The organism is Sulfurisoma sediminicola, assembly GCF_003865015.1.
GTDB classification, from domain to species: Bacteria; Pseudomonadota; Gammaproteobacteria; order Burkholderiales; family Rhodocyclaceae; genus Sulfurisoma; species Sulfurisoma sediminicola.
In genome coordinates, this window is the sequence record NZ_BHVV01000001.1 from 664,801 (window position 1) to 684,924 (window position 20,124).

Here is a 20,124-nt window from a genome sequence, read left to right on the forward strand (position 1 = left end):
TTCGGAGAAAAGCCACATGGACGACAACAAAGCCAAGGCCCTGCAAGCCGCCCTCGCCCAGATCGAGAAGCAGTTCGGCAAGGGTTCCATCATGAAAATGGGTGAAGGCCAGATCGAGAGCGACTTGCAGGTCGTCTCCACCGGCTCGCTCGGGCTCGACATCGCGCTGGGCATCGGCGGCCTGCCGCGCGGGCGCGTGGTCGAGATCTACGGCCCGGAATCCTCGGGCAAAACCACGCTGTGCCTGCAAGTCGTGGCCGAAATCCAGAAGGCTGGCGGCGTCGCCGCCTATATCGACGCCGAGAACGCGCTCGACCCGGTCTACGCCGGCAAGCTCGGCGTCAATGTCCCGGACCTGCTGATCTCGCAGCCGGACACCGGCGAGCAGGGCCTCGAGATCACCGACATGCTGGTGCGCTCTGGCGGCGTGGACCTGATCGTCATCGACTCGGTCGCGGCGCTGACGCCCAGGGCGGAAATCGAGGGCGAGATGGGCGACCAGTTGCCCGGCCTGCAGGCGCGGCTGATGAGCCAGGCGTTGCGCAAGCTCACCTCCAACATCAAGCGTACCAACACGCTGGTGATCTTCATCAACCAGATCCGCATGAAGATCGGCGTGATGTTCGGCAGCCCGGAGACCACGACCGGCGGCAACGCGCTCAAGTTCTACGCCTCGGTGCGCCTCGACATCCGCCGCACCGGCTCCATCAAGAGCGGCGACGAGGTGGTCGGCAACGAGACCAAGGTCAAGGTCGTCAAGAACAAGGTCGCCCCGCCCTTCAAGGAGGCGCATTTCGACATCCTCTACGGCGAGGGCATTTCGCGCGAGGGCGAGATCATCGAACTCGGCGTCGAACACAAGTTCGTCGAGAAGTCGGGTTCATGGTACTCATACAACGGCGAGAAGATCGGCCAGGGCAAGGACAAGACGCGCGAGTTCCTGCGCGAGCATCCCGACATGGCGGTCGAGATCGAGAACAAGGTGCGTGAGGCCGTCGGCGTGGGCGCGCTGGCCGCGCCCGCGGCGGTCGCGTGAATGAAGCGGAGAAATCCGACCACGACGGCCCCTCTCTGAGGCAGCAGGCGATCAGGCTGCTCGCGCGCAGGGAACACACGCGCGCCGAGCTGGCCGGGAAGCTTGCCGGCCTGGGCACACCGGAAGAAATCCAAACCGTGCTTGCCGACCTCGAACAAATCGGACTGCTCTCCGACGCCCGTGCCGCCTCGGCCTATGTGCGTGGCCACGCCGGGCGCTTCGGCGCCGCCCGGCTGCGCCAGACCCTGCGTACCAAGGGCGTCCCGGCCGAAATGATCGAGGAACAGGTGGCCGAGCTGCCCGACGAGATCGTCCGCGCCCGCGAGGTGTGGGAAAGGAAATTCGGCACGGCGCCGCGCGATGCGCGCGAATGGGCGAAACAGGCACGCTTCCTGCAGTCGCGCGGCTTCGCCACCGAGGTGATCCGCCGCCTGCTCAAGGAATCGACCGCATGACCACGCTCGCGGCCTACAACCTGCGCAAGAAGTACAAGGCGCACACCGTCGTCAAAGACGTCTCCTTCGACGTCGCCGGCGGCGAGGTGGTCGGCCTGCTCGGCCCCAACGGCGCCGGCAAGACCACCTGCTTCTACATGATCGTCGGGCTGGTCGCCGCCGACGGCGGCGAGATCCACATCGGCGACGCCAAGCTCACCCACATGCCCATTCACCGCCGGGCGCAGCTCGGGCTCTCCTACCTGCCGCAGGAAAACTCGGTGTTCCGCAAGCTGTCGGTCGCCGACAACATCCGCGCGGTGCTGCAGCTGCAGAACTTCGACGAGGACCAGGTCGAGGAACGCCTCGACGAGCTGTTGCAGGAACTGCACATCACCCACATAAAGCAGAACCCCGCCATCTCGCTCTCCGGCGGCGAGCGGCGCCGTGTCGAGATCGCCCGCGCCCTGGCGACCGAACCGCGCTTCATCCTGCTCGACGAGCCCTTCGCCGGCGTCGACCCGATCGCGGTCATCGACATCCAGAAGATCATCAAATTCCTCAAGGAACGCGGCATCGGCATCCTCATCACCGACCACAACGTGAGGGAAACGCTGGGCATCTGCGACCGCGCCACCATCATCAATGCCGGCGAAGTGCTGGCCGCTGGACATCCGGCCGAGATCGTCGATAATGAAAGTGTCCGGAAAGTCTATCTGGGCGAGCATTTCAGGATGTGATGGCACACACTGAGGCCGCCGCGACCGGATCGTGAAGCAGACTCTACAACTCAAGCTCTCGCAGCACCTCGCGCTGACGCCGCAATTGCAGCAGTCGATACGGCTTTTGCAATTGTCGACGCTGGAACTCAACCAGGAAATCGAGCAGGCTCTGCAGGAAAATCCGCTGCTGGAGCGCGAAGGGGAGGAGTTCGCTTCCTACGCGGCCGCGCCAGAACCCATGGCGATGCCGCAGGCCGGTAACGAGGCGATCGCCGAGAGCCCCCCCGAAACGAGCAAGGCCGAGCACGCCGAAATCGACGAAAATTGGGGTCAGGATTGGGGCGCGTCCTCGCACGCGTCACGCGACGACGACGAGGATGCCGATGCCGGGGAGATTCAGGCTGCGGCGACCAGCCTGCGCGACCACCTGCTGGCCCAGCTTGCCTTCACCCAGCTCTCCAGCCGCGAGCGCGCGCTTGTCGCCTTCCTCGTTGAAGCCCTCGACGACGACGGCTACCTCACCCAGAGCCTCGAGGAACTGGCGGGGGTTTTGCCCGAGGACGCCGACATCGACGCCGAGGAACTGCTCGAGGAACTCGCCATCGCGCTGCGCCATCTGCAGAACCTCGATCCGCCGGGGGTCGGCGCCCGCAAGCCGGCCGAATGCCTCGAACTGCAACTCGCCGCCCTCGCCGCGGCCGAGCCGGCACCGACCATCGACCTGGCGCGTGCCATCGTGCACGGCCACCTCGAGCAGCTGGCCGCGCGCGATTTCGCCAGGATCAAGAAGGCGCTCGGCTGCGACGACGATGCGCTGCGCGATGCCCAGACGCTGATCAGGTCGCTCAACCCGCGGCCCGGTGCGCGCTATGCGCCGATCGACACCCGCTACATCATGCCCGACGTGGTGGTGAAGAAGGTGCGCGGCAACTGGGTGGCGAGCCTGAACTCCGACGCCATGCCGCGGCTGCGCATCAACCGCCTCTACGCCGGCATCCTCCAGGCCAACCGCGGCGGCGCTTCGCGCAACCTCGCCGGCCAGTTGCAGGAAGCCAAGTGGCTGATCAAGAACGTGCAGCAGCGCTTCGACACCATCGGCCGCGTGTCGCAGGCCATCGTCGACCGCCAGCGCGCCTTCTTCGACCATGGCGAGGTGGCGATGCGGCCGCTGACGCTGCGCGAGATCGCCGACACCGTCGGCCTGCACGAATCGACCATCTCGCGCGTGACGACGCAGAAGTACCTCGCCAGCCCGCGCGGCGTCTATGAACTCAAATACTTTTTTGGCAGCCACGTCGCCACCGACACGGGCGGGGCTGCCTCATCCACCGCGATCCGGGCGCTGATCAAGCAGCTCGTCGCCTCCGAAGACGGCCACAAGCCGCTGTCGGACGCGAAGATCGCGGAAATCCTCGGCGAGCAGGGCATCGTCGTGGCGCGGCGCACCGTCGCCAAGTACCGCGAATCCCTTAATATCCCGCCGGTCAACCTGAGAAAGAACCTCTAAAGAGGAGACATCATGAACATCAACATCACTGGACATCACATCGAAGTCACTCCCGCCATCCACGACTACGTCGTGAACAAGCTCGACCGCGTGATCCGCCACTTCGACCACGTCACCAGCGTCCATGTGATTCTCTCGGTCGCCAAGCTCAGGCAGAAGGCCGAAGTCACCTTGCACGTCAAGGGTAAGGACATCACAGCCGTGGCCGAGGAGGAAGACCTCTATGCCGCCATCGACGCAATGGAGGACAAGCTCGACCGGCAGGTGATGAAGCACAAGGAAAAGACGAGCAATCACAGCTACGACAAGCGCACCGAATAACAGAACACTGGCATATTTTGCCGCAGGGCCGGGCGGGGGTATACTGCGCCCCCTTCCGGCCGCTTACCGTTTCTGCGGCGCCCCCTCTCCCATGAACCAGATAGCCAAACTCCTGCCGCCCGCCAACGTCCTGGTGGGGCTCGATGCCAGCAGCAAGAAGCGTGTCTTCGAACAGGCGGGAATCCTCTTCGAGAACAACCACGGCATCGCCCGTGCCAGCGTCTACGATGCGCTGTTCGCGCGCGAGAAGCTCGGCTCCACCGGGTTGGGCATGGGCATCGCCATTCCCCACGGCCGCATCAAGGGTCTCAAGGAAGCGCGTGCCGCCTTCCTGCGGCTGGCGGCACCGGTGCAGTTCGACGCCACCGACGGCAAGCCGGTGGACATGGTGTTCGTGCTGCTCGTGCCCGAGGCGGCCACCGAGCACCACCTGCAGCTGCTCTCCGAACTCGCCCAGATGTTCTCGGCACGCGCCTTCCGCGAGCAACTCGCCGCCGCGCCCGATGCAGCCGCCTGTCACACCCTGTTCGCAAACTGGCAGGGCTAGCGCGAGCGGATGCCTCGGCTGATCGTCTCCCAGCTGTTCGAGCGCAACCGCGAGCGGCTCAAGCTCACCTGGGTCTGTGGCAAGCTCGACCGCGTGCTCTCGATCACCCAGGAAGACGTTTCTCCGGCCGACCTGGTCGGCCATCTCAACCTGATCCATCCTGACCGCCTGCAGGTGCTCGGCGCACCCGAGATCGCCTGGGCCAACACTCACACCTCGGTCAAGCTGCAGAAGCACATCCACGAGATCCTCGCCGCGCAGCCGCCGGCGCTGATCGTCGCCGACGATTGCCCGGTGCCCGAGGCCGTGCGCGGCGAATGCGAGAGCAGCGGCACCGCGCTGCTCACCACGCCGCAGCCGGCCGCGGTCGTCATCGACTCCCTGCGGCTCTACGTCTCGCGGCAGCTGGCCGAAACGATCACCCTGCACGGCGTCTTCATGGACGTGCTCGGCGTCGGCGTGCTGATCACCGGCGAATCGGGCGCCGGCAAGAGCGAGCTCGGCCTCGAACTGATCTCGCGCGGTCACGGCCTCGTCGCCGACGACGTGGTCGAGGTCTCGCGCGTCGCCCCCAACACCCTCGAAGGCCGTTGCCCCGAGTTGCTCAAGGACTTCCTCGAGGTGCGCGGGCTGGGCCTGCTGAACATCCGTACGGTGTTCGGCGAGACTGCCTGCCGTCGCAAGATGAAGCTCAAGCTCCTCGTGCACCTGATGCGTCCGCAGGTCGGCGCACCGGAGGCGATCCGCCTCGCACTCGACGCGCAGACCGAAACCATTCTCGGCGTGCCGATCCGCAAGGTCGTCCTGCCGGTCGCTGCCGGCCGCAACCTCGCCGTGCTGCTCGAGGCGGCGGTACGCTCGACCATCCTTTCCCTGCGCGGCATCGACAGCACCCAGGACTTCCTCGACCGTCAGCAGCGCGCCCTCGAGAGCGACAGCGGCGACGATTACTGAAGTCAGGTCAACTGCCGCATTCATTGCCGCGTTGGTGCACTCACGGCTACCGCCGCAATTCCAACCAGGAGAAACCGAATGAACAAGCTGATCGTCACCGCCCTTGTCACCCTCTTCGCCGCCGGCGCCTACGCCCAGGCTCCCGCCGCCGGCGCCTACGCCCAGGCTCCCGCCGCCGCCCCGGCCAAGGCCGAAGCCAAACCCGCAGCTGCTGCGCCGGCCAAGGCCGAAGCCGCCAAGCCGGCTGAAGCACCGAAGGCCGCCGCCGCCGAAGCCCCCAAAGCCGCCGCGGGCGACTGCGAAGCCAAAGCCGTGAGCAAGGACGGCAAACCGCTCGCCGGCGCTGCCAAGTCCGCCTCCATCAAGAAGTGCGAGAAGGAATCCAAGGCCGCCGAAGGCAAGAAGGCCAAGACCGCGCAGCAGGAAAAGATGAAGGCCTGCAACGCCGAAGCCAAGGGCAAAAAAGGCGACGAGCACAAGAAGTTCATGAAAGAGTGCCTCAGCAAGTAATTGCTCTTCCCCGGCGTCGCCGGGGACATAAAAATGCCGGCCGATTGTGGGCCGGCATTTTTTTGCCAGAATGGCCCATTCACTCGGGGGGATTCGCGATGCGCCTGATCGTAGCGCTGCTCATGTTGCTCGTTGCCGCCAGTGCACACGCCTTCCGCTTTTCCGAAGAGGAAGCCAAGGCCAGGGCCGAAGCCGATGCCGGCAAGGTCGCCGCGATCGAGATCTCCCCGGCCTGCCGCAAGCGCCTCGGCGGCGAGCGCGTGCTGCTGCTGATCGCCGAGCGCGGCAACAGCGGCATCAACGCCGAACAGAGTCGTTACAGCCTTCACTTCAACGGCATCGAAAAGCGCCTGCGCTCCTACGGCATGCGCACCTACAGTCAGGCCGAGATCAGGAAAATCATCGCCCAGGCCGAGATCGACGCCCATTTCCGCAATGACCCCGACGCCGCGCTGGCGGCGGCCAGGAAGCTCGGCGCCACACTGACCCTGCGCGGTATGATCGGCTCGCAGCGCGGCATCAACCCGGTGCTCGGCATCAACGAGGTCGCCGTCAACATGGGCTTCCTTCTCCTCGCCGGCAATCGCTCGCTTGCCGAGGTCGACGCCAAGGCCGACTCGTACTCGGGTACCGATACCGTCGGCATGGCGCTGAAGCTTATCGACGAGCAGGCCGATGCCGTCGTCAACCGCCTCGTCGCCGGTTATTGCGCCGGCCGCGGCGATACCAAGAAGAAGTAAGCCGTCTCATCGAGGGAAACCATGACCAAACTCAACCTCTTCGCTTCCATCGCCTTCGCCTGCGCCCTGCCCGCGCTGGCGCAACCGACCTTCGAGAATCCGTCGCCGACCGCCGGCAGCAGCACCGCCGAGAAGGCCAATGCCACGGCCGACAAGGCCATGTACAAGGACGTGCAATACCCCAACGCCGCCAAGCGCGGGCCGACGCTCGTCGTCGTACCCGGCGAGATCAAGAGCAACAACGCCAACTTCATGCAGAAGTTCGGCCCCAACAACGTCGCCGACTTCGCCGAACTGGAGCTGGGCAAGGCCAACTTCGGCATCCTCGAACGTGCCGACCTCGGCCCGCTGATGAAGGAATTCCAGCTGGCCTACTCGCTCGGCGACGCCGATCAGGCGCGCAAGTACCTGCAGAAGGGCAAGCTCAAGACCACCAAGTGGGTGGTCAAGTTCGACGTGCTCAAGGCCGAGAATGTCGCCCAGGCGCAGTCCGGCTTCGACGGCCGCGCGCTCGGCTCGGTGATCGGCATCCTCGGCACGACACGCGGCACCAGCGCCGCCGGCGTGGCCGTCGGCTCGGCCCATTCCGGGGAAGCGACGGGCGTCTGGATCATCGGCATGCGCTACAAGATCCTCGACGCCAATACCACCGAGCAGGTCGCCACCGGCTACACCGAGGAGAAGATGGAAATCGGCTCCAAGGGCGGCGGCTTCATGGGCGTTTCGTCCAGCGAGTCCGGCGGCCTCACCCTCGACGGCATGGTGCAGCGCCTTGTCCAGAAGCTGGTCTGGGAAATCGACACCAAACATAAGTAAGCCCATCCCCCGGCCCCTTCCCAAGGGAAGGGGAGCCTGTGTGCTCGCTACGCTCGGCTGTTACGGGGAGCATTGATTGAAAATTGGCGCGGATTGCCGGCTCCGCCGGCGTGGCGCCTTGCCTTGGGACGGCCCTGCGGCAAGGCTCAGCAGGACCGGCTCGATGACCTGATGGAGATGCAACGATGACTATGCCCACCAAACTCGGCAAGTACGAAATCCGGCGCGAGTTGGGCGCCGGCGCCATGGGCGTCGTCTACGAGGGCTGGGACCCGGGCATCGCGCGGCGGGTGGCGATCAAGACGGTCAAGGGCACCGAGCTGCAGGGCGCGGAGGCCGAGCAGACGCTGGCGCGCTTCCGCCACGAGGCGCAGGCGGCCGGGCGGTTGTCGCATCCGAACATCGTGCAGATCTACGAGTTCGGCGACATTCAGGACTCCGCCGATGGCTTCGGCGGCACCCAGTTCATCGCGATGGAATTCATCGAAGGCAAGGAACTCAAGGATTACTTCGACGCCGACGAGCGCTTCAAGCTGCCCGAGATCGTGCGCATCATGAAGGAGCTGCTGGCCGCGCTCGGTCATGCCCACAAGAACGGCATCGTTCATCGCGACGTCAAGCCGGCCAACATCATCCTGCTCGGCGATGGCACGGTGAAGGTCGCCGACTTCGGCATCGCCCGCATCGAATCGTCCAACCTGACCCAGGCCGGCTCGGTCCTCGGCACGCCGGCCTACATGTCGCCCGAGCAGTTCATGGGCCAGACCGTCGATCCGCGCTCCGACCTGTTCTCGGCCGGCGTCGTGCTCTACCAGTTCCTCACCGGCGAGAAGCCCTTCACCGGCTCGGTCACCACCATCATGCACAAGGTGCTGAAGGAGCAGCCGATCGCGCCCTCCGAACTCAACGTGCAGGTGCCGCAGGCCTTCGACGCGCTGATCCGCAAGGCACTGTCCAAGCGTCCCGACGAGCGCTTCCAGTCCGCAACCGAATTCGCCGCGGCGCTCGAGGCCGCGGCATCCGGCCAGGCTGCAGCCGAAGCGACCATGGTGAATGCCGCCGGCGAGGCGACGCTAGCCGGCGCGACCATCACCGACCGGCCTGCGCCCGCCGCGGGCGCCCCGGCTGCCGCTCCTTCATCGGCCGGCGCCGCGGCGACGAAGCGCGCCCCGACCGTCGCCATCGCCGCCGGCGTCGTGGTGGTGGTCGCCGGCGTCGCCGCGTGGCTCATGTTCGGTCGCAGCGCCGACACCATCGCTCCCGCGCCGCAGGCGGCCGCGCCGGCCGCCGTGGCGCCGGCGCGCCCCGCAGGAAGTACCCCTGGGGTGCCGACTTCTGCCGCCGAGCCCGGCACGGCGGTGATCACCGCCCTGGGACTCGCCGACCCCGGCGATCCCCGCTATGCCGTCGACAAGGGCCTGCTCGCCGCCGACCTGCGCGAGGACGCCAAGCGGCAACTGATCGAGAAGGCCGCCGCGCTCTACGTCGACGGTCAGTCGCTGGCGAAGAACTACGGCCTGCTGCAGGCAAAGCTGTTCGCCAGGAGCGGCGACTTCATCCAGGCCATCGAGGAAGCGCAGCCGCAACAGAATGCCGATGGCCTGATGTCCCTGTCGGCCAGGGCCACGGTCAAGGTGCGCGCGGTGCAGAAGTCGCTCAACCAGATGTCGCGCGATGAGCGCGTCGATTTCATCCGCAACAACGGCGACCCGAAGATCGCCGTGGCCATCACCACCCACAGCGCGCAGGGCAACGTCGTCGATCCCAACGCGCCGGCGCAGCGCTCGCCCGTAGCCGAGAACCTGCTGAAGGAGCGCATCCAGTCCTTCGGCTTCCGCCTCTGGAACGACGACATGAAGGACGCCGCCGATTTCAGCGTGACCGGCGAGGCGCGCTTCAAGAAGCTGTCGGCGCGGCTCGAGGCCTCGGGAGTCACGGTCGAGAAGTTCGTGCTCTCGTCCTGGTCGGTCAAATGCACCGACAAGAAGAGCGGCGAGGAGATCTACTACAACAACCAGATCCCCGAGAAGCAGAGCTGGGCGACCGAAGAGCAGGCCCTGCGCGACGTCGGCCACCTCATCGGCGAAGAGTTCTCGAAGAGCTTCTTCCTGCAGCACTTCAACTTCACGGCGCAACAGGTCGTGCTCAACTTCACCGGCCTGCCCAAGCCGGAACTGGCGAAGTCGCTGCTGCGCGAGCTGACCGGCATGCGTTCGGTGCTCACCGTCAGCGCAGCCGGCGCCACGGCCGGACAGGCGCGCTACGATGCGGCACTGTCTGGCGGCAACGCCAGCCCGGCGGAGCTGGTCGGCAATGGCATCGTCAAGCCCCTCAACCGCAAGCTCGGCAAGACCTGCTTCAACGTCACCGGCAGCGGCGGCGCCGAGGTCACGCTCGCCTTCGAACCCGGCTGCGGCGACACAGCGACGCTCGGCCGTCTCGACGCCCTGCCGCCGGCGGCGCTGTACGACGCACCGCCGCCGCGACGCGAGGCGGTGATCCGCAATCCGGAAACGCTGAAGAAACTCTCGATCTAGCAGCCTGTCGGACTTAAGCCGCCGCGCTCGCCGCTCAGCCGAGGATTTCGAACGCCAGGACCTCGGTCTTCTTGTCGGCCCAGGCGTGGCCGAAGACGATGCGGCCACGATTGCGCAGGATGGTTTCCTCGCGCTTGAGCGCGAACTCGGCCTCACCCTCGACGGTGACGAAGGTGCCGTTGGTGCTCTGGTCGACCAGCATGAACTTGTCGCGGCGGAGCTCGACGCGGCCGTGACTGCGCGAGGCGCGCGGGTCGCGGATGACGAAGTCGCAGCCGAGGTCGCGGCCGAGCGTGGCCGACGGATGCGCCGCATCGAGGGTGATTTCCTTGTTGTCGTGGCGCAGCCTGAGGCGCAGCGGCGGCGGCGGTGCGGCCGTGGCGATGCTGGTGCCCGACTTCATGGTGAGGTCTTCGCCTTCCAGCCACAGCACCTCGCAGACGTGCATGGCCTCGCTCTTGCCCTTGATGGCGATGGCGTCGATCTCGCGCGACGACTGGCGCAGCAGCGGCGGCAGTTCGGCGATCGACTCGCCCGTGGTGATGATCTGCCCCCCCTTGGCCAGCGTCGTCATGCGCGCAGCGACGTTGACGGTATCGCCGAAGACATCGTTCTTGTCCTCGATAGCCGGGCCGAAGTGGAAACCGACGCGAATCGCCAGCTTGACCCCCGAGATCGGCGGCAGATCCTCGACCCGCTGCTGCATGTCGCAGGCGGCCTGCATGCCGTCCTCGGCAGAATCGAACACGGCCATGATCTCGTCGCCGATGGTCTTGACGACGCGACCCTTGTAGCCCGTGATCACGCGCTCGACGCGATTGAGGCAGCGCTCGACCGCGCGCAGCGCCTCGGCGTCGCCCAGGCGCTCGTAGAGCCGCGTGCTGCCGGCCACGTCGGCGAACAGCACGCAAAGGTTGCGGGGATCTGCTTTCATGCTTTTCGGCCTCGAATTCTCAAGCGCGCTTCAGCTTGGCGACGCGTGCGCGCGCCTCCTCGGCGTGATGCGCGGCGTAGATGTCGTGCGCCGCCGCCTCGCCGTGGCCGAGCTCGACCGGATGGCCGACATCGACCAGCGCGGTACCGAGCGCGGAAAGGCAGAGCATCACGTTCTCGGTCTTGCAGGAATGGCCCATGAGGCCGAAACGCCAGATCCTGCCGGCGAGCGGGCCGAGACCGGCGCCGATCTCGAGGTTGAAGTCACCGAGCAGCGCCTGGCGCACGGCGAGCTCGTCGATGCCCGCGGGCACATGCACGGCGTTGAGCTGCGGCAGGCGCGCGTCTTCGCGCACCAGCAACTTGAGTCCCATCGCCTCGAGGCCGGCCTTGAGCGCCAGATGATGGCGACGATGGCGGCGCCAAGAATCCTCGATGCCTTCCTCGCGCAGCATCACCAGCGCTTCGTGCAGGCCGTAGAGGGCGTTGATCGGCGCGGTGTGATGGTAGGTCCGCTTGCCGCCGTGGGCATTCCAGTACTCGAGCACCAGCGAAAGGTCCATGAACCAGCTCTGGCCCTTCTTCTTGCGCGCCTTCACGCGCTCGACCGCGCGCTCGGAGAAGGTCACCGGCGACAGGCCCGGCGTGCAGGACAGGCATTTCTGGCTGCCCGAGTACACCGCGTCGAGGCCCCAGGCATCGACCGCGAGCGGCGAACCGCCGAGCGACGTCACCGCATCGACGATGGTCAGCGCGCCGCGCTGCCGCGCCAGGCCGGCCAGCGCGCGGGCGTCGGACTGGGCGCCGGTCGAGGTCTCGGCGTGGACGAAGGCGACGACCTTGGCATCGGGATGCGCGCGCAGCGCGTCCTCGAGCTTGTTGGGATCGACCGGCTCGCCCCAGGCGTCCTCCACCACGACGGGGGTGCCGCCGCAGCGCTCGACGTTCTCGATCATGCGGCCGCCGAACACGCCGTTGCGGCAGACGATGACCTTGTCGCCGGGCTCGACGAGGTTGACGAAGCAGGTTTCCATGCCGACCGAGCCGGGACCGGACACCGGGAAGGTCAGCGAGTTCTTGGTCTGGAAGGCGTAGCGCAGCAGATCCTTCAGTTCCTCCATCATGCCGACGAAGGCCGGGTCGAGGTGGCCGATCACCGGCTGGCCCAGGGCGTTCTGCACGCGCGGATGCATGTCGGAGGGCCCGGGGCCCATGAGGATGCGCTGCGGCGGATGGAAGGAGCGGATCTTGGCGGGAGAGGTCATGGGCGCGCGAAGTCTGTCAGGTTAGCCGTGCAAGGCCTTGAATTCTAGCGGAATAATCGACCCGTCGGCCAGTTCCTCCGGGTCGAAGGCCCTGTCGCCATCGGGGTCGGGGCGCCCGCTCGGCTTGAGACCGGCAAAGTCGAACAGGCGGGGGTCCATCAGGTGCGACGGCACGACGTTGGCCAGGCTCCTGAACATGGTCTCGATGCGCCCCGGAAAGCGCTTCTCCCACTCGACCAGCATCTGCTTCACCTGTTGCCGCTGCAGGTTAGGCTGGCTGCCGCAGAGGTTGCAGGGAATGATCGGGAATTCGCGCACCCCGGCCCAAGCCTCGAGGTCCTTCTCGCGGCAATAGGCCAGCGGCCGGATCACGACGTTGCAGCCGTCGTCGGACACGAGCTTGGGCGGCATGGTCTTGAGCTTGGCGGCAAAGAACATGTTGAGGAAGAGCGTGGCGAGGATATCGTCGCGGTGGTGGCCGAGCGCGATCTTGGTCGCGCCGAGTTCGCCGGCGACGCGGTAGAGCACGCCGCGGCGCAGCCGCGAACAGAGCGAACAGGTCGTCTTGCCCTCGGGGATCACCCGCTTGACGATGGAATAGGTGTCCTCGTTCTCGATGTGGAAGGGGACGCCGAGATTTTTCAGGTAGTTCGGCAGCACGTCTGCGGGAAAGCCCGGCTGCTTCTGGTCGAGATTGACGGCGACGACGTCGAAGTCGATCGGCGCCTTCTCCTTCAGGTAGAGCAGGATGTCGAGCAGGCCGAAGGAATCCTTGCCGCCCGAGAGGCAGACCATCACCTTGTCGCCGTCCTCGATCATGTTGAAGTCGGCGATGGCCTGTCCGACCTCGCGGCGCAGGCGCTTGGCCAGCTTGTTGTTCTCGTAACGCTGTTTCTCGATCTGCTTGGCGGAAACGTTCATCGGGCAGGGACACCAAAAGCGCGAGTATAGCGGCAGTAGCGCCTAGCCCTGCCGCTACTGGAAGTGGGCAGCATTCCGACTAGAATGAAAGACATTCCGCAGCCCTCGACCCCATGCCCTTCCAAGTCGCCCTCCGGCATGTCATTCACGCGCTGTCCGACGCTCTGGACCTCGTCGGCGTCAACGACCTCCATCACGGCAAGCGCGTCGGCATCATCGCCATGCATCTCGGCCAGCATCTCGGCTGGCCGCAGGACGATATCGACCGCTGCTTCGACGCCGGCCTGATCCACGACATCGGCGTGTCGTCGACCGACCTGCACCGCCGGCTGGTCGTCGATTTCGACTGGGAGGGCTCGCTCGGCCATGCCGTCTTCGGTGCCAAGCTGCTCGGCGAGTTCCCCGGCCTGGCGCACCTGGCGCCCGTGGTCCGCCACCACCACACGCACTGGGACGAATTGCAGGATGGCTACGGCCGCGACGAGCGGCATGCGAATCTGATCTACCTGGCAGACCGTGTCGATGTCCTGGCCGCCGTCGCCATGCAGGACGACGCCCTGGGCGATTGCGTCGACACCATCGTCAACAAGATCACCAAGCACCGCGGCCGGCTCTTCGACCCGGCGCTGGTCGACGCTTTTGTCGCGGCGGCGGGTTCCGAGGCCTTCTGGCTCGGCCTGGAGAGTGACGCGGTGCGCGACACCATGGACGAGATCGGCCGCACCGTGGCACCGCTACCCGCCGACCTCGAGACGCTGCGCGGCGTGGCCCTGCTGTTCTCGCGGGTGGTCGATGCAAAAAGCCATTTCACCGTCGAGCACTCCGAGGCCGTCGCCCGCATCGCGCGCTACCTCGCCGAGCGCTTCGGCCTCGACGCCGAAACCTGCGGCAAGCTGGAGATCGCGGGCTACCTGCACGATTTGGGCAAGTTGCGAATCCCCGATGCCTTGCTGGAAAAGCCCGGGCCATTGACCGAGCAGGAGCGGCGCATCGTCGCCGGCCATGCCTACGAGACCTTCCGCATCCTATCGCGCATCGACGGCTTCGAGGACATCGCGCGCTGGGCCGCACACCACCACGAGGAGCCCAGCGGACACGGATATCCCTTCCACCTCACTGGCGACGAACTGGCGCTGGAATCCTGCCTGCTACGCGCTGCCGACATTTTCCAGGCCCTGGCACAGGACCGGCCCTACCGCGCTTCGCTGCCGGCCGCGGCGGTGCTGACCCATCTCCAGGAACTGACCGCAGCCGGCCGCTTCAGCCCGACGATCCTCGCCGTGATCGAGGCAGACCTCGACATCCTCTACGCGCTGGCGCTATCGCACAGCGGCCGCGCCTGAAACGCCCTGGGCACCGACCGCGGCAGCTCAGTGCGAGAGATGGGCGGAGCGGCCGCCGTCGACGTTGATGGCCTGCCCGGTGATGTAGGGCGCGTCGAACACCAGGAATTTGACGGTGCGGGCGATGTCGGCAGGAGAACCGACGCGCTTCAGCAGCGTGTGGTCTACGATCGCGGCGCGCTCCGCGGGCGGAAAGCTGATGTCGTCCTCGGGCCACTCGATGGGGCCCGGAGCCACCGCATTGACGCGCACCTGCGGCGCGAGTTCGATGGCGAGCGAGCGCGTCAGGTTGAGCAGGCCGCCCTTGGCCGCGCAATAGACCGGGAAGCCCTTGAGCGGGCGCTCGGCATGGATGTCGGTGATGTTGATGATGCAGCCGCCGGCGACCTGCAAATGAGGCGCCGCGGCCTGCGACAGGAACAGCGGCGCCTTCAGGTTCGAACCGATCAGGTCGTCCCAGGCCGCCGTATCGATGGCACCGACCTTCGTCGGATAGAAGGACGAGGCATTGTTGACCAGGCAGTCGAGCCGCCCGAAGCGCGCGACCACGGCCGCGACCAGCGGCGACAGCGCGGCGACGTCGAGCAGGTCGGCCGAGAAGACCGCGGCGGAATCGGCGCGGACGGAATTGAGTTCCGCCGCCAGTACCTCGGCCGCGGCGGCCGAGCTGCGGTAATGGATCGCCACGCGGGCACCAGCGGCATGCAGCGTGCGGGCGATCTCGGCGCCAACGCGGCGGCCGGCGCCGGTGATGAGGATGACGGGAGCGTTCATGCGAGAAGTATACCGATGGTCCGGGCGGCCGCCGCGAAACCGAAGGTCGCGGTGACGCAGACCGAGGAACCGTAGCCGGCGCAGTTCAGGCCGTGCAGGCCGGCCACGTGGTCATCGATGTCGCAAGCCTCCGCGCTCGCGGGACGGCGTATCGGCTCGTCGGAATAGACGCAGGGCACGCCGAATTTCTTCTTCGGATCGCGCGAAAAACCGTACTCCTTGCGCAGCCGCGCCCGCAGCTTGGACGCCAGCGCATCCTGGGTGGTACGGGAAAGATCATCGACCTTGAGCCGCGCCGGATCGGTCCGCCCGCCGGCGCCTCCGGTGGTGACGACCGCGATCTTCGCTAGCCGGCAATGCGCAATCAGCGCGGCCTTGGCCCGAACCTGGTCGATGGCATCGATCACCGCATCGCAGGCGGGAACCCGCTCGGCCACGTTCTCCCCGGTGACGAAGTCCTCGATGGTCTTGACAGTGCAGGACGGATTGATCGCGAAGATGCGTTCCTTCATCGCCTGCACCTTGGCCTGGCCGAGGCTTGCCGTCAGCGCCTGGATCTGGCGATTGACATTGGATTCGGCGACGTGATCTAGGTCGATCAGCGTCAGCCGCCCGACGCCCGAGCGCGCCATCGCCTCGGCCGCCCACGAGCCGACGCCGCCGATGCCGACGACGCAGACATGCGCAGCCGCCAGTCGCGCCAATGCGCCCTGGCCGTGGAGGCGGTCGATGCCGGAAAAGCGGCGCTGCAGGTCAGGATCGCTCATGGCGCTGCATCATACAATGCAGCCATGAACCCACCGCTGCCCTCCCCCTCCGCCGACGCCCAGGCCAGCAGCCATGCGCTATGCGACCACATCGTGGCGCGCATCGGGAACGCCGGCGGCTGGATCCCATTCGTGGAGTTCATGGACATGGCCCTGCACCTGCCGGGGTTGGGCTACTACGCCGGCGGTTCGCACAAGTTCGGCGAGCAGGGTGACTTCGTCACCGCGCCGGAGCTGAGCCCGCTGTTCGGGCAGGCATTGGCCGCCCAGATCGCCGAAATCACCGCGGTGGTGGCGCCGACTGTGCTGGAGGTCGGCGCCGGCAGCGGCCGGCTGGCAGCCGACCTGCTGCCCGCGCTCGAAGCGCTGGGCTCGCTGCCCGACAAGTACCTGATCCTCGAAGTCTCGGGCGAACTGCGCGCACGGCAGCGCGAGACGATCCGCCAGGCCGTCCCGGCGCTCGCCGATCGTGTCGAATGGCTCGAGGCCCTGCCCGAAAGATTCTCCGGCTGCATCGTCGCCAATGAACTGCTCGATGCCATTCCGACCCACGCCGTGGCCTGGCGCGACGAAGGTGCAATGGAACGCGGTGTCACCTTCGACGGCGGGCGCTTCGCCTGGGCCGAACGGCCGGCAGAGGGCGCCTTGCGCGAAGCGATGGAGCGGCTGGCCACCGAGGTCGCGATCGAAGCGCCCTACGTCGGGGAGATCGGCCTCGCGGCGGCGGCCTGGGTCGCGGAGTGGGGACAACGCCTGGAGCGCGGCGCGCTGCTGCTGCTCGACTACGGCCTGCCGCGCCGCGAGCTCTACCACCCCGGCCGCAACGGCGGCACGCTGCGCTGCCATTACCGCCACCGTTCGCACGACGATCCGTTCTGGTGGCCGGGGCTTTCCGACATCACCAGCCACATAGACTTCACCGCCGTGGCCGAAGCCGGCTATGGCGCGGGACTCGACGTGCTAGGCTACACCAGCCAGGCGAGCTTCCTGATCAACTGCGGCATCGGCGAATTGCTGGCGGCGCGGCAGCAGGCCGGCGATCCGGCCATGGTCAAGGCAGCGGGCGCGGTGAGCGTGCTGCTTTCGCCCGGCGAGATGGGCGAGCTGTTCAAGGTGATTGCGCTGGGGAAGGGCATGACGGAGCCGCTGCGCGGCTTCGCGCGCGGGGACAGAACCCACGCGCTGTAACGGCGAACCTATTACTGCTGGACGCGGTAGATTTGCTGGAGGAAGGCTTCGGCCTCGGCTTCGGGAACCGCCGGATCGGTGTGATGGACTTCCTGCAGGCCGAGCTGGAGCGACGGCAACGGCGGCTGCCACTCGGCGTTCATCACCTCGTCCTCGAAGGTGCCGAATTCATCCTCTATGATCTTTCCCGTGCTCATTTCCATCACCATCAACATTTCCGGCTCCTCTCGTTGGTAGGCCGTCGTAATCAGTATAACGACCCACCTTACAGAAAGTTGAATGGGGGCAGGTACGATGCGTTCAAGTGTGTGATTTATGCCACGGCGCCACTTTCAGCAGCAGAACCATGCCCGGCACGGCCAGGACGGCGCAGAGCAGGAAGAAGCCGAACCAGCCCATCTGCTCGACCAGCCAGCCGGCCGAGGCGTTGATCACCGTGCGCGGCACGGCGGCGAGGCTGGTGAACAGCGCGAACTGCGTCGCCGTGTAGAGCGGGTTGGTGGCGCGGGCGATGAAGGCGACGAAGGCCGCGGTGCCCAGCCCCACGCCGGCCGCCTCGAAACCGATGACCAACGCCAGCTGCGTCAGCTGCAGGGCGCCGACCGTGGTGCTCGGACCGATCCAGGCCAGCCAGGCGAAACCGAAAATGGACACCACTTGCACCACGCCGAACAGCCACAACGCGCGGTTGATGCCGAGCCTGACCATCCACAGCCCGCCGAGCAGGCCGCCGATCACCGCCGGCCACAATCCGGCGTGCTTGGCCACCAGGCCGATGTCCGACTTGGCGAAGCCCATGTCGAGGTAGAAGGGCGTGGCCAGGGCAGTGCATAGCGAGTCGCCGAGCTTGTAGAGGAAGATGAAGGCGAGGATCAGCAGCGCCTGGCGCAGTCCGGCGCGGTGGATGAATTCGCGGAAGGGCTCGACCACGGCTTCGCGCAAGGTCTTCGGCAGGCGGCCGGCGACCGCCGGCTCGCTCACGAACAGCGTCATCGCCATGCCCGGCAGCATGAACAGCGCGGTGATGGCGAAGACATGGCCCCAGGGCAGGTGGTCGGCGAGGATCAGCGACAGCGAGCCGGGGACCAGCCCGGCGATGCGGTAGGCATTGACGTGCACCGAGTTGCCCAGGCCGAGTTCGACCTCGCCGAGCAGCTCGCGGCGGTAGGCGTCGAGCGCGATGTCCTGGGTCGCCGAGACGAAGGCCAGCAGCGCCGCCAGCACCACGATGATCTGCAGGTCGGCCTGCGGCGCGAACAGGCCGAGCGCGGCGATCAGCCCCAGCAGCAGGACCTGGGTGACGAACATCCAGCCGCGTCGCCGCCCCAACCATGGCAGGGCATAGCGGTCGAGGAAGGGCGACCAGAGGAACTTCCAGGTGTAGGGCAGCTGGATCAGCGCGAACAGGCCGATGGCCTTGAGGCTGATGCCCTCGGTGCGCAGCCAGGCCGGCACCAGGTTGAGCAGAAGGTACAGCGGCAGGCCCGAGGCGAAGCCGGTGAACACGCAGATCAGCATGTTGCGCGTCAGCAGCGGGGCGAGCCAGGCGGGGGTGGGCATGGCGCATTCTAGCGAGCGGATCATGCTAGATTCCGCGAAAATGCGGACGTTTGCGACGGCATATGCCTCGCCCCCGCCCTGCTGCCGCCTTTCCTTCGTCCCACGTCATCATCGAGAGGAAACTTTGATGCGTAATGTGATGCGTAACGGAAGCCAACAGCAACTTGCAGGCATGTCGCGCCGCGAATTCACCAAGGCGCTCGGACTCGGCGTCGCGGCGGGCGCGCTCGGAGGAGGCGGCCTGTTCAGCGCCGCGGCGCATGCCTCCGTTCCGACCGGCCTGATCACCAAGGCCATCCCCCGTACCGGCGAGCTGGTGCCGGCGATCGGGCTCGGTACCTACCTGACCTGGGACGTGCTGCCCGGCGCGCCGCGCGACCACATCCGCGAAATCCTGCGCCGCTTCTGGGACGGCGGCGGGCGCGTGGTGGACACCTCGCCGCTCTACGGCACGGGCGAGATCAGCGTCGGCGACTTCGCGACCTCGCTGGGCATCGCCGACAAGCTGTTCATCACCAACAAGATCTGGTCCACCGGCGAGTTTCTGGCCGACGATAGCCATGCGCGGCGCAGCCTCGAGCAGTCGATGCAGCGCCTGTGGCGCGACAGGATCGACGTCATGCAGGTGCACAGCCTGGTGAACGTCGATCCCATGCTGGCCATCCTGCGCGGCTGGAAGCAGGAAGGTCGCATCCGCTACCTCGGCGTCACCCACCACGAGCTGCCCTACTTCCCGGCGCTCGCCCAGTACGTCGAAAAGGGCGCCGTCGATTTCGTCCAGGTGCACTACTCGATCCACACCCGGCTGGCCGAGGAGCGCATCCTGCCCGCCGCGGCCGAGCGCGGCGTCGCCGTGCAGGTCAACATGCCCTTCGAGAAGGCGCGGCTGTTCAAGGTCGTCGAGGGCCGCCCGCTGCCCGATTTCGCGAAGGAGATCGGCGTCGACAACTGGGCGCAGTTCTTCCTCAAGTGGGTGATCTCGCACCCTGCCATCACCTGCGCGATTCCGGCGACCTCGAATCCCGAGCACCAGGCGCAGAACATCGGCGCACTCAAGGGGCCGCTGCCCGACGGGGAAATGCGCGCGCGCATGGTGAAGCACATGGAAGGCATTCCCGGCTTCGACAAGCTCGCCGGGATGGCGCCTTATCCGGGCAAGAGCTACAACGGCATCATCCGCCGCGCGCAGAGCCAGCGGGCACCGGCACGCTGAAGCGGGCGCCGCCCGCCGGGCGGCACGGCACCGCGG

General features: G+C 66.7%; 21 protein-coding genes. 14 read left to right on the forward strand and 7 right to left on the reverse strand.

The genetic code is table 11. The features are described 5' to 3' along the window. Positions 1-16 precede the first annotated feature (16 nt). From recA to EJE94_RS03230, 11 genes are all read left to right on the forward strand, one after another. On the forward strand, positions 17-1,036 hold the full coding sequence (recA, locus tag EJE94_RS03180) for a recombinase RecA (protein ID WP_121240025.1): 1,020 nt from the start codon (positions 17-19) through the stop codon (positions 1,034-1,036). After that, positions 1,033-1,491 (forward strand): regulatory protein RecX, encoded by a 459-nt coding sequence (locus EJE94_RS03185; RefSeq protein WP_121240026.1) that lies wholly within the window; start codon positions 1,033-1,035, stop codon positions 1,489-1,491. Before recA ends, EJE94_RS03185 begins: the two co-directional genes overlap by 4 nt. Beyond that, on the forward strand, positions 1,488-2,210 hold the full coding sequence (gene lptB, locus EJE94_RS03190) for an LPS export ABC transporter ATP-binding protein (RefSeq protein WP_121240027.1): 723 nt from the start codon (positions 1,488-1,490) through the stop codon (positions 2,208-2,210). Before EJE94_RS03185 ends, lptB begins: the two co-directional genes overlap by 4 nt. A gap of 31 nt (positions 2,211-2,241) precedes the next feature. Beyond that, complete coding sequence (locus tag EJE94_RS03195; RefSeq protein ID WP_121240028.1) at positions 2,242-3,699, forward strand: RNA polymerase factor sigma-54; 1,458 nt, start codon at positions 2,242-2,244, stop codon at positions 3,697-3,699. Between the two features lie 12 nt (positions 3,700-3,711). Beyond that, positions 3,712-4,020: a ribosome hibernation-promoting factor, HPF/YfiA family gene (gene hpf, locus EJE94_RS03200; RefSeq protein WP_121240029.1), complete on the forward strand. Its 309-nt coding sequence runs from the start codon at positions 3,712-3,714 to the stop codon at positions 4,018-4,020. 91 nt (positions 4,021-4,111) lie between these two features. Further along, on the forward strand, positions 4,112-4,567 hold the full coding sequence (gene ptsN, locus EJE94_RS03205) for a PTS IIA-like nitrogen regulatory protein PtsN (protein WP_121240030.1): 456 nt from the start codon (positions 4,112-4,114) through the stop codon (positions 4,565-4,567). A 9-nt stretch (positions 4,568-4,576) separates the two neighbouring features. Next, positions 4,577-5,521, forward strand: coding sequence for an HPr(Ser) kinase/phosphatase (hprK, locus tag EJE94_RS03210; protein ID WP_121240031.1), 945 nt, complete (start codon positions 4,577-4,579; stop codon positions 5,519-5,521). 78 nt (positions 5,522-5,599) lie between these two features. Further along, positions 5,600-6,031: a PsiF family protein gene (locus EJE94_RS15010; RefSeq protein WP_121240032.1), complete on the forward strand. Its 432-nt coding sequence runs from the start codon at positions 5,600-5,602 to the stop codon at positions 6,029-6,031. A 98-nt stretch (positions 6,032-6,129) separates the two neighbouring features. Then, a complete protein-coding gene (locus EJE94_RS03220; RefSeq protein WP_121240033.1) occupies positions 6,130-6,771 on the forward strand; it encodes a hypothetical protein in 642 nt (213 codons plus the stop codon). 21 nt (positions 6,772-6,792) lie between these two features. Next, positions 6,793-7,587 (forward strand): hypothetical protein, encoded by a 795-nt coding sequence (locus EJE94_RS03225; protein WP_121240034.1) that lies wholly within the window; start codon positions 6,793-6,795, stop codon positions 7,585-7,587. 185 nt (positions 7,588-7,772) lie between these two features. Continuing rightward, a complete protein-coding gene (locus EJE94_RS03230) occupies positions 7,773-10,124 on the forward strand; it encodes a serine/threonine-protein kinase (protein WP_121240035.1) in 2,352 nt (783 codons plus the stop codon). A gap of 34 nt (positions 10,125-10,158) precedes the next feature. Here EJE94_RS03230 and EJE94_RS03235 read toward each other — a convergent pair whose 3' ends face one another. From EJE94_RS03235 to ttcA, 3 genes are read right to left on the reverse strand one after another with little or no spacing between them, the layout of a single operon-like run. Continuing rightward, positions 10,159-11,058, reverse strand: coding sequence for an adenylate/guanylate cyclase domain-containing protein (locus tag EJE94_RS03235; protein WP_243642509.1), 900 nt, complete (start codon positions 11,056-11,058; stop codon positions 10,159-10,161). 19 nt (positions 11,059-11,077) lie between these two features. Next, positions 11,078-12,322 (reverse strand): pyridoxal-phosphate-dependent aminotransferase family protein, encoded by a 1,245-nt coding sequence (locus EJE94_RS03240; RefSeq protein ID WP_121240036.1) that lies wholly within the window; start codon positions 12,320-12,322, stop codon positions 11,078-11,080. Between the two features lie 21 nt (positions 12,323-12,343). Continuing rightward, a complete protein-coding gene (gene ttcA, locus EJE94_RS03245; protein WP_121240037.1) occupies positions 12,344-13,243 on the reverse strand; it encodes a tRNA 2-thiocytidine(32) synthetase TtcA in 900 nt (299 codons plus the stop codon). A 113-nt stretch (positions 13,244-13,356) separates the two neighbouring features. Here ttcA and EJE94_RS03250 point away from each other — a divergent pair, with 113 nt between their 5' ends. Further along, on the forward strand, positions 13,357-14,586 hold the full coding sequence (locus EJE94_RS03250; protein WP_121240038.1) for an HD domain-containing phosphohydrolase: 1,230 nt from the start codon (positions 13,357-13,359) through the stop codon (positions 14,584-14,586). A gap of 27 nt (positions 14,587-14,613) precedes the next feature. Here EJE94_RS03250 and EJE94_RS03255 read toward each other — a convergent pair whose 3' ends face one another. Further along, positions 14,614-15,360 (reverse strand): pteridine reductase, encoded by a 747-nt coding sequence (locus tag EJE94_RS03255; RefSeq protein ID WP_121240039.1) that lies wholly within the window; start codon positions 15,358-15,360, stop codon positions 14,614-14,616. After that, positions 15,357-16,127 (reverse strand): tRNA threonylcarbamoyladenosine dehydratase, encoded by a 771-nt coding sequence (locus EJE94_RS03260; protein ID WP_121240040.1) that lies wholly within the window; start codon positions 16,125-16,127, stop codon positions 15,357-15,359. Before EJE94_RS03260 ends, EJE94_RS03255 begins: the two co-directional genes overlap by 4 nt. Before the next feature lie 24 nt (positions 16,128-16,151). On the opposite strand from EJE94_RS03260, the gene EJE94_RS03265 reads away from it, so the two are divergent. Next, complete coding sequence (locus tag EJE94_RS03265) at positions 16,152-17,315, forward strand: class I SAM-dependent methyltransferase (RefSeq protein WP_121240041.1); 1,164 nt, start codon at positions 16,152-16,154, stop codon at positions 17,313-17,315. Positions 17,316-17,326: 11 nt separating this feature from the next. Here EJE94_RS03265 and EJE94_RS03270 read toward each other — a convergent pair whose 3' ends face one another. Beyond that, positions 17,327-17,512 carry a hypothetical protein gene (locus EJE94_RS03270; protein ID WP_207855668.1) on the reverse strand — a complete coding sequence of 62 codons (186 nt, stop codon included), beginning with the start codon at positions 17,510-17,512 and terminating at the stop codon, positions 17,327-17,329. Positions 17,513-17,615: 103 nt separating this feature from the next. Next, positions 17,616-18,875: an AmpG family muropeptide MFS transporter gene (locus tag EJE94_RS03275; RefSeq protein ID WP_121240596.1), complete on the reverse strand. Its 1,260-nt coding sequence runs from the start codon at positions 18,873-18,875 to the stop codon at positions 17,616-17,618. Between the two features lie 172 nt (positions 18,876-19,047). Between EJE94_RS03275 and EJE94_RS03280 the strand changes: the two genes are divergently transcribed. Next, on the forward strand, positions 19,048-20,088 hold the full coding sequence (locus EJE94_RS03280) for an aldo/keto reductase (RefSeq protein WP_121240043.1): 1,041 nt from the start codon (positions 19,048-19,050) through the stop codon (positions 20,086-20,088). Positions 20,089-20,124: the final 36 nt, after the last annotated feature.

What these genes read in the sequence shown, in the direction of transcription:
- EJE94_RS03235 (WP_243642509.1), bottom strand. Translation starts at nt 11,058, where the DNA reads ATGAAAGCAGATCCCCGCAACCTTTGCGTGCTGTTCGCCGACGTGGCC.
- EJE94_RS03260 (WP_121240040.1), bottom strand. Translation starts at nt 16,127, where the DNA reads ATGAGCGATCCTGACCTGCAGCGCCGCTTTTCCGGCATCGACCGCCTC.
- EJE94_RS03270 (WP_207855668.1), bottom strand. Translation starts at nt 17,512, where the DNA reads ATGAGCACGGGAAAGATCATAGAGGATGAATTCGGCACCTTCGAGGAC.
- lptB (WP_121240027.1), top strand. Translation starts at nt 1,488, where the DNA reads ATGACCACGCTCGCGGCCTACAACCTGCGCAAGAAGTACAAGGCGCAC.
- EJE94_RS03280 (WP_121240043.1), top strand. Translation starts at nt 19,048, where the DNA reads ATGTCGCGCCGCGAATTCACCAAGGCGCTCGGACTCGGCGTCGCGGCG.
- hpf (WP_121240029.1), top strand. Translation starts at nt 3,712, where the DNA reads ATGAACATCAACATCACTGGACATCACATCGAAGTCACTCCCGCCATC.
- EJE94_RS15010 (WP_121240032.1), top strand. Translation starts at nt 5,600, where the DNA reads ATGAACAAGCTGATCGTCACCGCCCTTGTCACCCTCTTCGCCGCCGGC.
- EJE94_RS03230 (WP_121240035.1), top strand. Translation starts at nt 7,773, where the DNA reads ATGACTATGCCCACCAAACTCGGCAAGTACGAAATCCGGCGCGAGTTG.
- EJE94_RS03240 (WP_121240036.1), bottom strand. Translation starts at nt 12,322, where the DNA reads ATGACCTCTCCCGCCAAGATCCGCTCCTTCCATCCGCCGCAGCGCATC.
- EJE94_RS03250 (WP_121240038.1), top strand. Translation starts at nt 13,357, where the DNA reads ATGCCCTTCCAAGTCGCCCTCCGGCATGTCATTCACGCGCTGTCCGAC.
- hprK (WP_121240031.1), top strand. Translation starts at nt 4,577, where the DNA reads ATGCCTCGGCTGATCGTCTCCCAGCTGTTCGAGCGCAACCGCGAGCGG.
- EJE94_RS03220 (WP_121240033.1), top strand. Translation starts at nt 6,130, where the DNA reads ATGCGCCTGATCGTAGCGCTGCTCATGTTGCTCGTTGCCGCCAGTGCA.
- EJE94_RS03265 (WP_121240041.1), top strand. Translation starts at nt 16,152, where the DNA reads ATGAACCCACCGCTGCCCTCCCCCTCCGCCGACGCCCAGGCCAGCAGC.
- ttcA (WP_121240037.1), bottom strand. Translation starts at nt 13,243, where the DNA reads ATGAACGTTTCCGCCAAGCAGATCGAGAAACAGCGTTACGAGAACAAC.
- EJE94_RS03275 (WP_121240596.1), bottom strand. Translation starts at nt 18,875, where the DNA reads ATGCCCACCCCCGCCTGGCTCGCCCCGCTGCTGACGCGCAACATGCTG.
- recA (WP_121240025.1), top strand. Translation starts at nt 17, where the DNA reads ATGGACGACAACAAAGCCAAGGCCCTGCAAGCCGCCCTCGCCCAGATC.
- EJE94_RS03255 (WP_121240039.1), bottom strand. Translation starts at nt 15,360, where the DNA reads ATGAACGCTCCCGTCATCCTCATCACCGGCGCCGGCCGCCGCGTTGGC.
- ptsN (WP_121240030.1), top strand. Translation starts at nt 4,112, where the DNA reads ATGAACCAGATAGCCAAACTCCTGCCGCCCGCCAACGTCCTGGTGGGG.
- EJE94_RS03225 (WP_121240034.1), top strand. Translation starts at nt 6,793, where the DNA reads ATGACCAAACTCAACCTCTTCGCTTCCATCGCCTTCGCCTGCGCCCTG.